The organism is Pseudomonas sp. FP215 (genome assembly GCF_030687795.1).
Taxonomy (GTDB): domain Bacteria; phylum Pseudomonadota; class Gammaproteobacteria; order Pseudomonadales; family Pseudomonadaceae; genus Aquipseudomonas; species Aquipseudomonas salmasensis.
In genome coordinates, this window is the sequence record NZ_CP117447.1 from 3,679,932 (window position 1) to 3,695,280 (window position 15,349).

Sequence of the window (15,349 nt, forward strand, 5' to 3'; positions counted from 1 at the left end):
ATGACAGTAGACGCCTGCGACGCCCCCACCTGAGAATGAACGCCACGCGGCGAGAATCCCCAGCCTCTGAGACTGGGCCAGCACGTTTGCCGCCAGCACTCGATGAGGGGCTCAGTCATGGAGATCACTGAATGCCGTGCCGCAGACAACGTCATCTTGACGCTAAAGCAACCGATGAACGCGCGACGCACCCGTCTGCTGTGCGGCTATCTGCGCCAGATCAATCCGCCGGCCAAGTATTTGATCCTGGTCGAGGAATGGACGGCGCAAGCCCATTACGTGCAGTTCAACCAGATTACAGGGTGCGCGCGCATCACAAAAAAACTGCGGCCACGCCCGGCCTGAGCATTCGCTCATGAACCTGCGTTCACGTAGCATCAGCGTAACGCTGGCGGTCGGCTTGTTCACCACCATGGGAGTGGCACAGGCAGAACGTGCCCTCATCGAGCCGTCGCAGATACAAGAACTTTTATTGTATGGAGCACCCTGCCCGCTTTACGAGCGCAGCGCCTCACCAATTTCTTCAATAGCAAAACCAACGTCATGCCCCGCACGAATCAACTCCGCGAACCGCAGCATCACGGAAGAGCCGACATCGTGGGACAGCGCCAAGGTCATCAGTTCGCGTATGGGTTCATCAAGCGCTGCTTCGACGCTGGGTGAACACGCCTGCCCTGTGAGCCAGGCAACAAGGGACGAGACCCTATGGCCTGGGGTGTCTTCATCAACACCCAAAATCTCGCCTAACACCATTCCCAGTGTGCCGGCAGGATGTTGTTCCGGGCGGCTCCAAGTCTTGAGTTCAATTGACTCTCGCTGCACCTTTTCCAAGTTCCGCCGAATCTTTCCAGGAATGGTCGCCGCCGCTTTAGGGCGATTGTAGTACTCGCGGTTAGCTAAACTTGCGGCGTCCCTGACAACCTTCCAGGCCACCGACCACAGCTGTGAAACACTGTAGGTATGCAATGCTGCGCGCATCGTACTTTTAATTTCTGCCAGCTCTTGTTCCGACAGATCATGGTTATAGAGTTCGCACTGAACGTCCAGATAGCGCATGACATCAGCGACTGCGTAATCAAGCCACAGGTTGAAAAGCCCGTCAGCGTCGGTATACACCCTATCCGACAGGTTACGAATGACCTCGTCCGCACGCCTTGATGCGACATCTGGCGCCAAACGATAGACAACCTGGTCCCTCAACACCCAAATCTCATCGCCCTCCCAATAGTAGGTGCCCGGGCTTGCTTTACTGGGGTCATCAAGGACGAGCCCAGCCTCACGCAATTGCATCATGAAGTCATCGACATACCGAGGCGCCAGCCCTCGACAATCACCCGGTCTGAAGCCGCCATTGGTCAACCTCGGGGTAACAGCCCTGTCCAACGCCAGCAGAAGCACCACCTGATTATCCGGCACCGCTGAGTAGTCCACCGTGCGGGTTGACTGCTTGCGTACGTATTCGGCCAACTGCCGTTCAAGCTCTGCGGCTTTGGTCTTTTTAGCCTCAAGCGCAATGGCGTCATGGTCGTTTTGGCAAAGCGTACAAAGCTTCGTGGACCGTTGAGGGACCTTTTTGGCCTCTGAGCGATTTTTGATTTCGATCAGTTTCGCGCACTTAGGGCAGACCTGATTGTCATCAAATGCATTGCAACGTTGCCGTATGAAGCTGGCGAGTGTAACGCCTGGTGCCATTTCAATAACGTCCGTCAGCGCACCCACTTTTTCAACGTACTGCCCTGATTCATCGACAGCCCAGTAACGCTCGATCAATTCAATTTCTTTAGGATCGTCGGTCAACATTTGGAGCTTGATTGCCATGTAAACAGTCCTGTTTCGTATGTGATTATTTTGTCCAGTCATCGCTGCCTTATGGACGCTCAACGCTGAAAGCTATTGCGGCGACACCCCCAACCTTGTTCAGGTCCCTCTTCGTTTTACGCTCTTCCAACAAGGTCCTGGGCAACACAAACCCTTCAAAACTGCGCTGTGTAATCGGGTTGTTAGCCTTCTCCGCGCCTATCCGATAACGCATCAACCCATCGGCGACTGAAAAGGTCAGGTCCACGCTGGTGTCGGTGCGGCCATTGAGGTGCCCGCGACTCAGCAGCCGGAACAACGACCACGGCCCGCGATAGCTCAGGCTGGCGGTGTTGCCGGTGCTGTGCACCAGGGTCAGTTGACTGCCATTGGTATTGCCCAGGCTGTTGGGCCACACCAGCCCCGTGCGTTGCGGCGCGCCGTGCTGGTAGGGGATCAGTTGGCCGTCGACGCTGAGCATGCTGCTCAGGCGAGTGGCGCTCAGGGCCAGGGGTTCGATGGTGAGTTGCACGGCCAGATGGCCGCGGTGGTTGAAGAAGGTGTCGCGGATGCGCTCGGCCTTTTTCAGTTGCTCCAGCACGTCGCTGCGTACCAGGTAGCCGCCGAGGCTGTCGGAGTACAGGGCATCGAGGTTGTCCTTGAGGAACACGTTCAGGTATTGGTCGTGGAACTGCTGCAAACGCCCCTGCGGGCCGAAGAAGGCTTCAAAGTCTTCCAGCGAGGCGTCCTCGCCACTGGCCTTGAACGGGTAGCGGCCCGCCAGGCGTTCGCGGTAGAAGCTGTAGATCTCACTGTCCCAGCGTTTTTCCAGCTCGCGCAGGGCGGCGATCACCAGCACTTGCGAGGTTTGATCGGCGAGTTTTTTGACCTGCTGATTCAACGGCTCGGGCAGCCCCACGGCAACGCGTTGCAGGTTGGCGATGGGGTCGGCGCCGCCCAGGGAGAAGCGGTTGAGCACGGTTTTAAGGGCGGCTTTGCCCGGGTCCGGGTTGTCGTGCACGGCCTTGGCGTAGTCATAGACGGCGCTGACCGAACGCAGGGTTTCTTCGTAATAGGACGGCTGCTCGCCTCGTGCGGTGATCAGCTCTGACAGACTTGAAAATGCGCGCCGAATCCCTGCTGCCTGTTGTTGCCCCTCGGGCACCTTGTCCAGCTTGAGCGGCGCTTGCCCTTCCGCCAGGGGCACGGCCGGGTAGATCACGCTGTTGTCACGCAGGGTTTCCAGCAGGCGTCGTAGCGGTGCGGCCGGGCCGGTGACTTGTTCCAGCACCGCCACGCCGTGGCTGAGGTCGTCAAAGTCGGTCACCGCGAACTGGTTCAGCGCACGCCGCCAGCTGTCGACGTAGTCGGCGCTGTACAGGGCGCGGATACGCTGGGTCAGCACGTTGCGGTCTTCGTCGGAGTAGTCAAGGCGTTGTCGTTCGCCAAGCACCCACTGGTCAATCATCGCCAGCTCGATAATGCCCTTGGTACCGGGTTCGAAGTAATCCTTGAATCCCTTGGCGGTGAGCAGCGGCGGCAATTGCAGACCGCTGCCGGCTTGATCGGTGTTCAGCGCACGGTAGACGATATCGAACGCCGGGCCGACCTCAGTGCGCAGGTCCAGCGGCCGATGCATACGCTCCAAGGCGTCCTGTTTCAGGCTCATATACACCCGTTCAGCCATGGGTAACTGGCGCAGTTGCTGCTGCACTTGAGTGATGCGCTCGCGGTAGTTCGGCAGGTCGGCATCGGCGTATTTCAGCGCATAGCCCAGGTGGCCCATCAAGTCGGCCTGCAGTTGGCCCTGGCCCGGATAGGCGCGTTGCCATTGCTTGGCGACCCACTCCTCGACAATCGCCGGGCGGCGGTTGGGGCGTTCTTCGAGCATGCGGTACACGCGCAAGGCTGCCAGTTGCTGATTGCTGCCGGCGGGCGCGGTGTTAATAGCCTCCAGCACGCCGCTGGCAATGGCAGGCAGGAAGCGCTTGGACAGCAGATTCAAATAGGCCTCATCCACCGTCGGACCAATCGCCCTGCCCTGGTACAAGCCCATATCCGACAGTAACGGCCAGGCTTTACGGTAATCACCGTAGACCAACACCGCATCGCGAATCTGGTCCAGAGGCAGCAACAGGTTGCGCCCCGTAGGGTCGACCGTGGCGTCGATGTCTCGCTCACTGAACTCCTGACTCTTGGCCAACACGTTGGCCGCTTTGTCGCGGTTGATGCTGAAGTAAAACTGCCAGGTGCCGATCGCCACCAAACATCCCAGGGACGCAACGCTGAACCCGGCGATCAGCAGCCGCCGTTTGCTGCGAGCCACCTTGATGTTGTCGCCCGCCAAGCCCGCTTCGGGGTAGATCACCCGCTGGAACAGTTGCTGGGCAAAGTAGATAGCCGTGCCACCGGCCGGTTTGACCTCCGGTGGCGGTGGTGGCAGTTGATACGCCTGCCCTGCTTCTTTGATGAAAGCGTTACTAAGAGCGCCCTGCTGCAACACCGAGGAAAAATAAAGCCCGCGCACCAACGCGGGTGTGGTGAACCGATCACTGCCAAGCATTTCAGTCAGGAAGCCAAACAACGCGGGGCGCAAGCCCGCCATCTGATGCATCAGCGCCTGCAAGCGATCACGCTCATCCAACGTGCGCGACTCCCGGGTGCTGTTGAAAACCTGTTCGCAGAGGCAATCGACAAAGGCTTGATATTGACGCGTCAGCTCCGCCAGCCAGGCATCAAAGTCATCCACCGCGTCCAGGCTGAACGTGAAACCCAGCAGATCTTCGCGACCACTGCGTGACAACCGGGCGAAGAACTCCTCGAAGCCTTCCAGCAGGTCGAACTTGCTCAGCGTTACGTACACCGGCAAGCGCGTGCCCAATTGCCGCGTCAGCTCAAACAGCCGGGTGCGCAGCAGATTGGCGTGGGCCTCGCGTTGTTCGGGACGTTGCGCCAACAAGGCCTGTATATCAATTACCAGCACCACGCCGTTCAATGCCCGACGGCTGCGGTTACGCGTCAGCCAGTCGAGCAGGTGCGACCAAAGGCGCGCATGAGTGCCGGTGGGCAACACCGGCTTGACCTTGCCCTGCTGCTCGACGTTTTCAGCCGGTGAATCCGGGTGGCTGAGAAATTCACCCGGTGGGTCAATCAACACCGCCTCGTCCCCGATCCACCAATCCACCGGATAGGCCAATTGCTCTTCCTGAGCCCTGACCCCAGCCTTGGTCACATGAGACAACGAAAAGCTTTGGTTGGAGCGGGTGATCAGGCTGGTCTTGCCGGCATTCTCCTCACCGAGCACCAGGTACCACGGCAATTGATACAGCGAACGACGGCGCTCCATGTTGTTGAGCAAATTGCCCAGGCTGCGGTCCAGCGCCCGCTCTTGAGCTTCGATATAAGGCAAGCAAGGGTCGGCTTGCACGGCAGCCTCGTGCTGGCGCTCAACTTGCAAACGCTGATAACGCTCGCGCACGCGCCACGCCCAGATCAGCAGCGGCACCACCATCACCACCACACTGGCCGAGACCCGCATCGCCAGCTCGCCCAACGGTTGGCGCTCACGCCACGTCCACTGCGGGCCCAGCCACCAGATGGCGACCAGCAAGAACATCACGCCCAACAGCACCAACACCGGCCATGCCTGGTTGAATTGGCGCAGCACCGGCAGGCCCCAGCGTTTGAGGTAACTCCAGACTGTTTTCATGAATCGCTCCTAACGCTTTTTTAGAGTTCGTTGCTTACACACGGTGAACGCATCCCTTTTGCTCCCGCTGAGCCACGCCCGGGGGCATGGCTTGCGTTTTCAACGCTGGCGATGAATTCATGGAGGATGCGTTTGCTTTCGACAGCCTCCTTGACACTGGGGCCGCGACTGTTGGCCTCAGGGTCAGGTCTAGGCACGACCGCGCCGTAGCGGATGCGTACGGATTTGAGGATTGCGTCCCACACGGCCATGGCTTCGTAGTCGGTGAGAGAGGGGTTGACGGGTTCTGGTGACGCGGGTTGTTGCCAGAGAGGCCGTTCGTAGCCTTTGTTGGCGAACTGGGGAAGGGTCCAGCGCACAAGATCCCTGGGTTTATCAGGATCTACGGCGGTACGCTTCTTTCCGCCTGCCGATAGGCGAATACTCATAGCTGGACGGCTTAGGGATGGGTTATCTCGATAGTTCTCGCTGACGAAAAGTATTTGACGATGTGTGTCATCACTGAAGCCGATCAAGGATTCTTCGGCTTGCATTCCGGCTAATGTGATTTTGCCTATACGCAGTTGTTCATAATCGCCAGCGAGGAATATTTTCCCGTCTTTTTGGGTTCGGACATGCAAACGTTCTCCATCATCAGGTGATAAGGCGTTGTAGTAGACGCTCAGCGATACGTCTGAAGCAGGGGGGTGAAAATAGAAACTGGCGATCTCATGGTCGTGATGACTGCGAATGACAACCGGCCCAAGCGCAAAGCCCGCGCCTGCGGTTTCGGGGGTGACTTTGAAGATCTCTTTTGAGAGTTTTAACAGACGATCTTCAACAGGGGCGGTATTACCCTTGAAGGAGTCAGCTCGGAGCATGACGTAGACGTCATCGACCAGCAGGTGGAGTTCGTGAACGAAAGTCTGACGCGGTGTTGGACGCCGGTAGTATTGCAACATGACACTTTGCGGTGTCTGCGCTTTGGCTGACACCAGCATTGATACGTCATCCATCTCATAGTTTTTGACCGCGGCGATCCTGCTGGCCCGTTCCTGCAAGGCAGCGGAAAAGCGTTGCTGTGACACCCCCTCGCCCAGCACACGCACTTCAACGGATGCATGATCGGCCCCCAGCCCGTAATACAACTTCACATCCCCTCCGCCGGTCCAACTGGAAGGCAAGTCGATCAGCCCACGGCCCAGCGCCCAGGTGCGCATGTTGCTGGTCAGTTCGTGCACGGTTTGTTTCTCCTGTTCACTGGGTTGTTTGAAGGCGGCGCAGCCCGCAAGCAACGCGAGCGTCAAGCCCATGAAAAGAAGCTGGGGGGCTTTAGGATGAAGGCGGCCAAAATAAAGCCGGTGGGCGCTATTCATTGATCGCTATCCCCTGGTAACGACCTACGTTTTTCCAAGCTGGCAATGAACTCATCGAGGATGCGTTTGCTTTCGGCAACCTCCTCGGCACTAGGCCCGCGAATGTTGGCCCAGGGGTCCGGCTTGGGCACGACCGAGCCGTAGCGAATGCGTACGGATTTGAGGATGGCGTCCCACACGGCCATGGCTTCGTAGTCGGTGAGCGAGGGGTTGACGGGTTCTGGTGACGCGGGTTGTTGCCAGAGAGGCAGTTCGTAGCCTTTGTTGGCGAACTGGGGAAGGGTCCAGCGCACTAGGTCTTCGGGTTCGTTGGGATCAACTGGCTCTCCTTTCATGCCACCCGCCGACAAACGGATGCTCATGCCAGGCCGAGCCAGCGAAGGATTGTCCCGGTAGTTTTCGCTCACAAAGAGTATTTGACGGTGAGTGTCATCGCTGAAGCCGATCAGGGACTCTTCAGCTTGCATGCCGGCCAAGGTAATTTTCCTCGCCCGCAAATTTTCGTAATCCCCTGCGAGAAAAATTTGCCCGTCTTTGGGGGTGCGCACGTGCAAGCGTTCTTCATCATCAGGCGACAAAGCGTTGATATAGATACTCAGCGAGACATCTGAGGCTGGTGGGCTAAAGTCGAAACTAGCGATCTCCTGATCGTGATGACTGCGAATGACAATGGAGTCCAGTGCAAAGCCTGCGCCTGCGGTTTCAGGGGTGACTTTGAAGATCTCTTTTGAAAGTTTTAACAGACGATCTTCAACAGGGGCGGTATTACCCTTGAAGGAGTCTGCTCGGAGCATGACGTAGACATCATCGACCAGCAGGTGGAGTTCGTGAACGAAAGTCTGACGCGGTGTTGGACGCCGGTAGTATTGCAACATGACACTTTGCGGTGTCTGCGCTTTGGCTGACACCAGCATTGATACGTCATCCATCTCATAATTTTTGACCGCGGCGATCCGGCTGGCCCGCTCCTGCAAGGCAGCGGAAAAGCGTTGCTGTGACACCCCTTCGCCCAACACCCGCACTTCAACGGATGCATGATCGGCCCCCAGCCCGTAGTACAATTTCACATCCCCGCCCCCCGTCCAGTTGGCGGGCAAATCTATCAGCCCACGGCCCAGCGCCCAGGTGCGCATGTTGCTGGTCAGTTCGTGCACGATTTGTTTCTCCTGTTCACTGGGTTGTCTGAAAGTGGTGCACCCTGCAACCGATCCAAGCAGCAGGCATGTAAAAAAAACGGTCAACCTGCGCATAGAGGCCTCTTGGCTTTCGCCGCGATCTTGATCAGGGAGTAGAGGGTGAATTGCTGGGTGAGCGGGTTGGCGTAGGACGCTTCATGATCGAACCCTGGGGCCTGCACTTGCTGGCGGACAGAACCCTGGCGGACCTGCCTGATCGGCGCGCGGCCGGAGCTCACCGGTACGGTGCCGTCGCCAGCGCCGTCCTGCATACGGCAATGCAGTTCCCAATAGCTGGTCTGTACGGTCTTTACTGGCGCATTCGGGTCACCGCGTGGGGGCATTACACTTTCGGCTTGCCCGCCTACGTACAACGGGCTTCGCCCGTCGTCACGCACCTCATGCATTTGCAGGCTGGACACCGTGAAAGCATCCGGGCTTGAGGCATAAGGGCCATTGAGGCGAGACCCACGACGCATTTCCCAAGTGATGGATTCGAAACTGGGGTGCTTATCGTCGTTGCCGTAGTAAACGTAGGTTTGAGGGTGGTAGGAGCCAGCGAGTTTCTGATGGAACCGCTTCGCTTCCGACATGTTTTCCTCAAAATCTTCCCACGTAATCGGATCCCCATCCTTCGGTGCCAACCACTCTTCACGCAACAATCCCCACCAGCGGTCACGGCGTAGATAAATCTCTTCGTAAGGATCCTTTACCGGTTGACGCGGCATAGCCGGGGCTCCGCGCTCGTCAACCAGCCGCAGCCAGCCCGGGGCATAGTCCTGGGTGGGCAGTAATTGCAAGGCACCGGGTGCCTGCGCAAATACAGCGGTGACCTCCTGACCGGTGGGGCCAATGACCGCACCGGCAATGGGGTCTTCGTCGCGCATGCCGACCTTGCAGCGACGGTAAGCGACCGGCGCCCCGATGGCGGGCATCACGCCGTGCACGACGCCGGCAATTTTGTCGGCCATACCCGGTAGCTGCGCGCATCGCCGTGCCACCAGCCCGCCCATGGAGTGGGTAACCAGAATCACCTGTTGGCAGTTGCGACCGTACTGCTGCATGAGTTCATCAATACGCTCAGCCAGCCTTGAAGCGGCCTCCTCGTTGGAGTCCAGCCAGTTGTAACCACAGGCATGCACTGGCATGCGGTAGCCACCACGCGCCGCCAACTCGTGCGAAATAATCGACGGCAACTGCGCCGCCAGGTTAGCGCCCAACCCCGGCATGGCGATGGGCATTTCGGGTTTCAACTCGGTGACTTGAACCGGGCCGGGCTCGACACTGCGGGTATGCAGATGCTCAGGCCGAATGTCGAACTGCGGCCATTTGTGCGGCATGAATTCGCTGTTAAGGGTGTCTTCCAGCCACAGAAGAAACGCGTGGTAGCTGGTTTCGCTGACCTCGCCCCAGCCCCGCTCTTCGTAGCGCTTGGTCAGAGCCAGGATTGTTTTTTTCCTGTCCGGCTCTGGCGGCACTATGACCGTGCCGACAGAGCGCTCCGGCACTGCGCCTTTGTTATCAACCTCTACCCTGGCTGGGTGCAATAGTTGCTGTCGTATACCCGCCTTTTTGTTTATCCAGTTCAGGGCCAACCACATATTCTTACCCATGAACCCCGCATCCAACCGCCAGACGGGCCCCGCCTTTTTCTTATCCTTTCCTTTCTCCGGCTTGCTCTTCAAATTCGACCCCATGATCCCCGGCACAAAAATCACCGGCAGCACCCCATCCGGCGGCAATATGCAGTGCACCGGGTCGGTGATATGGCTGGGCGTGAGGGTCCAGGTATGCACGGGGTTGCCCCGCGCGTTGTAGTGCATGGGGGCGACACGGGGCGTCGTCGGGCTATTGGTCATGTGGGGTCTCCGTTTTGTAGCCATTCCAATGTCAACCCTTCCAGTGTCATGCCCTGTTGCAGGGTGACGTAGCCTTCGCCATCAGTGCGGCCCTCGAAGCGTGCGCCGTCTTTGCGAACCAAGGCGTAGGCACGGTTGCGCATGGGTTGACCGTTGAAAAAGGGTTGAAAGCGTTCGTTGAACGAGGTGCTGGGCCAGCTGTTGAGTTGCGTCGCGGCATGGCTGGGGTCAATGAATTGTTTGTTCGCAGCCTTCACAATGAAATCGCCGGGCATGCCCAGCTCGATATTGCCGCCCTGCATCTTGATGTAGGCCCCGCCGCACAGCAGGGTGATGTGTTTGTCCGCCGCCACCAGCACGTGTTGCTGGCTGGCGCTGATTTCCACGCTTTGATCTGCTTGCACCTGGATGCTGTTGTGCTGGGCCTGCAACAGCAGTTGACCGTTCTGGGCGATATGGCGCATGTCACCGCCCTGGGCGAACAGGCCCAACTCGTCACCCGCGTTAATCACCACTTTTTTACCGGCGGTCAGTTGCAGGCTTTGTTGCGCGACGCTGTCGATGTGTTCGCCTGCGCCTATGGCAATGCTGCGGGATGTGGCGGCAGCAATACCCGCGGGCCCGCTCAGGGCGATGATGGGCTGCGCGCCAGTGCCCGTGCCGTTGGGCTGGTCATTGGCGCCCTGCCCCAGGGTGTTGACGGCCTCGGTGAGGGCCTGTTGCGGTTGCCAATCCTGGGCGATGCCTTGGGCAACCTCCGCCGAACTGCCTAGCTGCTTGGCCAATGCCAGGGCGGTGTGCAGCACCTCAATGACTTGCTGGCGCTCCAGTTGGCCCGCAGCGGCCTTCAGTTGCGCTTCCGCAGTCAGCAATAAACCTTTTGCCGCGCGCAACGCACCGTGCCCATCCGTCCGTAACTCAAACCCCTCCCCCCTGGGTTTACCGCCACCGTAATGGCGGGGGTGAGTGAGGTAACCCAGATGCAGCGCGCTGTGCTCGTGATCACTCATCAACGCCGCGCTGATTTGCGCCGTGGTGTCGTCAATGCGCAACTCATTGGCGCGGGGCCCCTTGAATTCGCGACTTTTGGTTGTCGCTACGGCGTTGAGCTTAGGTAGCTCGTAGGGCGGCAAATTGGTCTCGCGATAAGTCCGGCCTGTGGCGATGGGCTGGTCCGGGTCACCATCCAGAAAGCTGATGATCAGTTCCTGATCCACGCGCGGCACGGCCATGGCGCCCCAGGTCGCTCCGGCCCAACCCTGAGCCACACGAATCCAGCACGAACTCTGATCGTTGTTTTTGTCCGAGCGATCCCACGGGAATTGCACTTTCACCCGGCCCCATTCATCGCAGTAAATCTCTTCCCCTGGCGGCCCGACCACCGTGGCGATCTGCGGGCCGTCGATGCAGGGTTTGGCACGCAGCGGCGCCTTCCAATCTGAGGTCCAGCGGATGGCGCTGGCGGTCATTTCATAAGAGGTGCCGTGGTCGCTGCCGAACGCCTCTTCTTGCAAGCTGGTGTGCTGTTTGCCTTCGTGCTTGATGGCGATGGTGCGCCAACGGTCGTTGAAGTCTTCGCGGGGATGCTCGTTGAGGTCGAACGCCAGCCCCGGTTGCAGGCGTGCGTCGTCACCGGCCAGGTGGGCCAGTTTGGCGTCATTGCGCAGGGCGGTGAGTCGAGTCTTGGTGAAGGGTTTGCCGGCGATGTCGCGTTTGTAGCGGCCGGGGTAGTCGTAGCGTTCGTAGTCCTTGTGCTGGTTTTTCAGGTCCTGGTCGCCAGTGGCGGTGTGCTGTTGGTCGTAGCGCGGGTGGGTGAAGGTGTAGTCGCGTTGTACCTGGCGGGCGGTGCGTACTTGTTCGGTGTAGTGAAAACGGGTCAAGGCCGGTTCCGTGGCATCGCCTCCGGCCATGGGTTGGTAGATCACGGGGCAATGTTTGTGCGTGCCGATGGTACCCAGGCCGCCGACGCGGTCGGTGAGGACGAGAGTGTGGCCGTCGTCGCGGTGTTCGAAGGTGTAGAGCAGGCCTTCCTCGGCGGCGAGGCGGGCGATGAAGTCGAGGTCGGTTTCGCCGGCCTGTACGCAGTATTCGCGGCGTTGATGATCGAAGCAGATTTCGCGGCGCAGGTCGGTCAGTTTTTGCTCGGCCAACACGTTGGTGATGATGTCGGGCACGGTCTGGCCCTGGAAGATGCGCCAGTTGGAGCGCAGGTCGAAACGCGCCAGGGTCGGTTCGATGACGGCGGTGTAGCGGGTGCGACGAAAACCGGTGTCACCCTGGGTGAACAGGCTGACTAGGCCGTGCACATAGCGCACTGGGGTTTCGCCGCGCCAGATGGTGAACAGCCCCGTCAGGTCGAGCACGTTATTGAAGTCGATGGCCGCGTTGTGGCTGGCCAGTTGCAGTTCCAGCTTGAACGGCTGGGACAGGCCTTCTTCAAGCGTGAAGGACACCACATCGAAGGCATCGCCTTTCAAGGGCTCGAAGGTGAATCGCAGGTCGCTTTGGCGGGGCACGTGGCTAGTCCTTACTTTGACTGATGATGGCCGCCACCTTCTGATACAGCTCCGGCTCCCAGCCCTGCGCCGTGGTATCGCGCATCAACCGCGCAACGCTGGCGTACAAATCGTCCGCCAGCCACGACAACCCACGCGATGCCAGCAGGTCGGCGGCAATCACGGTGGCGTAGCTGCGATGGCGCGGCGCGTCTTGGGTGGCGTGCAGTTCCTGCAGGCGCAGCAGCACCACTTCCACGCCTTCGGTGTTGAGTTGAGTGGCCAGTTCGTCGCGCAAGCCGGCGTATTCCTGCACCGGGCTGCCGCTGGCTTGCGTCTGATCGGCACCGGTGATCCATGCGTGGGTTTGCGCATCCACGAACGGCGTGCCGTCGCTGAAACACAACTCCAGCAAGGCCGGAAGACGGCAGACAAACCGCTCACAGGTCTGGCGGATGGCGCCGGCCACCTCTTCCATCGCCAGGCGCGAGGCGACCTGGGCGGCCAGGTAACTGCCGCGCAGCCAGTACGGCGAGGCGCACACGCTTTTTTCGATGCGCAGTAACAGGTTCGGCTCAATGGCGTTGTGGTTAAGCGCATCCTGGTAGCCGTCGACAATGTCTTTGGGCACGGCGGTCAGTTCGGTGCGCCGGTCACGGACGACTAAGGGCGCGGTGCGCAGATGCGACCACAGGCCGAAGCGGCGCAATTGGTAGCCGGTGGGGTCGTAAGGGTCTTGCTGGTTGATCTGCTCGGCCATGTTCAACACCGCACGGCGTTGTTCACGTTCGTTACTGGGCGCTTGCGGTTTAGGCGGGCTGAAAAAGGCTGCGTCCAGGGCGCCGCTGGCGGTGGGCATACGGGCAGGCGCGTTCACCACGGCCGGCTCGCTGTATTTGTCCAACTGCCGTTGCAGGGTATCCAGCGCTGCGGGGTCGAGCTTGGCGCTGTCGACGCACTGTTGCAGGGTAGCCAGCGCCCGTTGCGCCGCTGCTTGGTAAGCCGGCTCAAAACTGCTGCGCTCCAGGGCCGGCAGCACCTGGCCCAGATCTTCCAGCAGGCGCTGGACCTGCTTGCGCTTGTTCAGGTAACCGGTGGGGCCGGGTTTGGGGTAGGCGCTGTCCCAATACTGTTCGACCATACCCGCGATCAGCCCGAGGGCATCGGCCCAGCGCACCCACTGGCGAGTACGCAACCAGACCACTTGCAGATGGCCGACGATGCGCCAGTGCTTGCACTGGGTCGTCAGGTAGTCGCGGGAGGCTTCATCGATGTAGGGCCAGTCGATATCGCTCTCACGCAAGCCGCCCAGCTTGACCATCTCCTGGTCGATGGCCTGGTAGGTTTCGTCCTCTACATCGAAATGCCCGGCGGGTTGCGCGGGGTCAATGGGGGCCAGCAGCCGCTCGACGATGTCGACCGGAACGTCGATCACCAACGACATGCCTGGCGCTCCTGTTCAATCAGTTCGCCCAGCCCCTCGGCGTCGAATATCAGGCCGTGCAGCCTTGGATAGTCGCTCTCCAGCCGCAGGCGCTGGCCACCGCCCATATTGCGCAACAGGGCAATCGCCTGCAGCCCGCGCCCGGCATCGACCACCAGGCCGGCGTCGTCCAGCACCTGCCATTGATAAGCTGCGGATACGGGGCGCTCATCCTTGAACAGTTGAATGCGTATTTTGTTGGGCTTGGCCGGTTCATCCAGCACCAATTGCAGGCGCGAGATTTTCGACTCGCAGCTGATGGCCAAATAGGGCCTTGGCGGCAGTGCTCCCAAGGCCGGGGCCGAGATCACCAGCCGTGGTGGCTGGTCGTTGTCCGGCGCCGGGAATGACGACAACAGAAAGCGCTGATCCTCAGGCTGGCGCTTGGCCTCATTGCGCTGTACCAGGTCGACAATCGGCAGCACCCGGCTCAGCGCACGCGGCGGCGCAGGCGGATGATGGATGGGCGTGCCGGAAGCCAAGTCAAAGCATTCCAGGCGTTTGAGCGGGGACACGATCGCCGGGCAATCCTGTGCCATCGGCATTGCGTGTATGTGCGGGGCAATCAGCATTGCTGCCAGGCCCCCTACCCAACGCCAACGTTGCGATCCTTTGCGCATCAACGCCTCCCCTACATTATCAATAAATTCAACTTTTGCTATTGAACCAAGGCGATCACTCATCTTCGAACACAGCAACTTTTCATGAACTTATATAAATAACGAACTGGCAAGTCCGAGGCATCATTTTTTTTGCAACACCCTCAAATACCAGATACACCCCTCAGATAACAGAACCTGACAGCGTATGAATTTTCCCAGGCCCAACATAAACATTAAACAGTAATTTTTCTTACATCCAAGTACCACGAAACGAATCGACTTCGTCCGACATGACTTTTTCTGAAACATGGGCTTTTAATAGCGCCACCTTCAAAAAAGGATTTTTCCCATGTCGAAATCCCAAAGTTCTGTCGCGCCTAAAGAACGCATCAATATCAAGTACGTACCGGCCACAGGCGACCAACAAGCCGAAGTCGAGCTACCGCTGAAGTTACTGGTCACGGGCGACTTCAAAGGCCACGGCGAACTAAGTGCTCTTGAAGATAGACCATCCATTCGGATAGATAAAGACACCTTCAATGAAGTCCTTACCAAAGCAGAAGTTGCATTGGACATGGCGGTCCCGTCGGTACTGAACAACGATCACGACACCGACCTGAATGTGCAACTTCAATTCAAAACCATCAATGACTTCGGCCCTGACGCCATTGCTCGCCAAGTACCCGAGCTGAACAAGTTGCTGGAACTACGCGAAGCCTTGGTTGCGCTCAAGGGACCAATGGGCAACGTACCTGCCTTTCGCAAGCACCTGCAAAACCTGCTGACCGATGAAACCGCCCGCCAACGCCTGGCCAGCGAACTGAACCTGGTGCTTGACGCGCCAAACAACTGAGTTCTTTTACGTCCATATGGA

Annotated in this window: 10 protein-coding genes; 2 read left to right on the forward strand and 8 right to left on the reverse strand. The window is 59.1% G+C overall.

Translation table 11 applies throughout. The features are described from left to right. The first annotated feature begins 117 nt into the window (after window positions 1–117). Window positions 118–345, forward strand: a complete 228-nt coding sequence (locus tag PSH76_RS16490) for a hypothetical protein (RefSeq protein WP_044273243.1) — start codon at window positions 118–120, stop codon at window positions 343–345. A gap of 150 nt (window positions 346–495) precedes the next feature. On the opposite strand, the gene PSH76_RS16495 is transcribed toward PSH76_RS16490, so the two are convergent. From PSH76_RS16495 to vasI, 8 genes are read right to left on the reverse strand one after another with little or no spacing between them, the layout of a single operon-like run. Beyond that, window positions 496–1,818 (reverse strand): hypothetical protein, encoded by a 1,323-nt coding sequence (locus PSH76_RS16495; protein WP_098952012.1) that lies wholly within the window; start codon window positions 1,816–1,818, stop codon window positions 496–498. A 49-nt stretch (window positions 1,819–1,867) separates the two neighbouring features. After that, the gene (tssM, locus tag PSH76_RS16500) at window positions 1,868–5,506 is read right to left on the reverse strand and encodes a type VI secretion system membrane subunit TssM (RefSeq protein ID WP_305492600.1); all 3,639 of its coding nucleotides are present in this window, start codon (window positions 5,504–5,506) and stop codon (window positions 1,868–1,870) included. A 20-nt stretch (window positions 5,507–5,526) separates the two neighbouring features. Continuing rightward, a complete protein-coding gene (locus PSH76_RS16505; RefSeq protein WP_305492601.1) occupies window positions 5,527–6,861 on the reverse strand; it encodes a T6SS immunity protein Tli4 family protein in 1,335 nt (444 codons plus the stop codon). Then, entirely contained in the window at window positions 6,858–8,111 is a 1,254-nt protein-coding gene (locus tag PSH76_RS16510; RefSeq protein ID WP_032892389.1) for a T6SS immunity protein Tli4 family protein, read from the reverse strand. Before PSH76_RS16510 ends, PSH76_RS16505 begins: the two co-directional genes overlap by 4 nt. Further along, window positions 8,099–9,895, reverse strand: coding sequence for a triacylglycerol lipase (locus PSH76_RS16515; RefSeq protein WP_098952014.1), 1,797 nt, complete (start codon window positions 9,893–9,895; stop codon window positions 8,099–8,101). Before PSH76_RS16515 ends, PSH76_RS16510 begins: the two co-directional genes overlap by 13 nt. Further along, on the reverse strand, window positions 9,892–12,411 hold the full coding sequence (locus tag PSH76_RS16520; RefSeq protein WP_305492602.1) for a type VI secretion system Vgr family protein: 2,520 nt from the start codon (window positions 12,409–12,411) through the stop codon (window positions 9,892–9,894). The genes PSH76_RS16515 and PSH76_RS16520 overlap by 4 nt, the downstream gene beginning before the upstream one ends. Before the next feature lie 4 nt (window positions 12,412–12,415). Further along, window positions 12,416–13,834: a type VI secretion system protein TssA gene (gene tssA, locus PSH76_RS16525; protein WP_305492603.1), complete on the reverse strand. Its 1,419-nt coding sequence runs from the start codon at window positions 13,832–13,834 to the stop codon at window positions 12,416–12,418. After that, window positions 13,822–14,493: a type VI secretion system-associated protein VasI gene (gene vasI, locus PSH76_RS16530; RefSeq protein WP_305492604.1), complete on the reverse strand. Its 672-nt coding sequence runs from the start codon at window positions 14,491–14,493 to the stop codon at window positions 13,822–13,824. Before vasI ends, tssA begins: the two co-directional genes overlap by 13 nt. A gap of 331 nt (window positions 14,494–14,824) precedes the next feature. On the opposite strand from vasI, the gene tssB reads away from it, so the two are divergent. Beyond that, entirely contained in the window at window positions 14,825–15,328 is a 504-nt protein-coding gene (gene tssB / locus PSH76_RS16535; RefSeq protein WP_032892393.1) for a type VI secretion system contractile sheath small subunit, read from the forward strand. The last annotated feature ends 21 nt before the right edge of the window (window positions 15,329–15,349 follow it).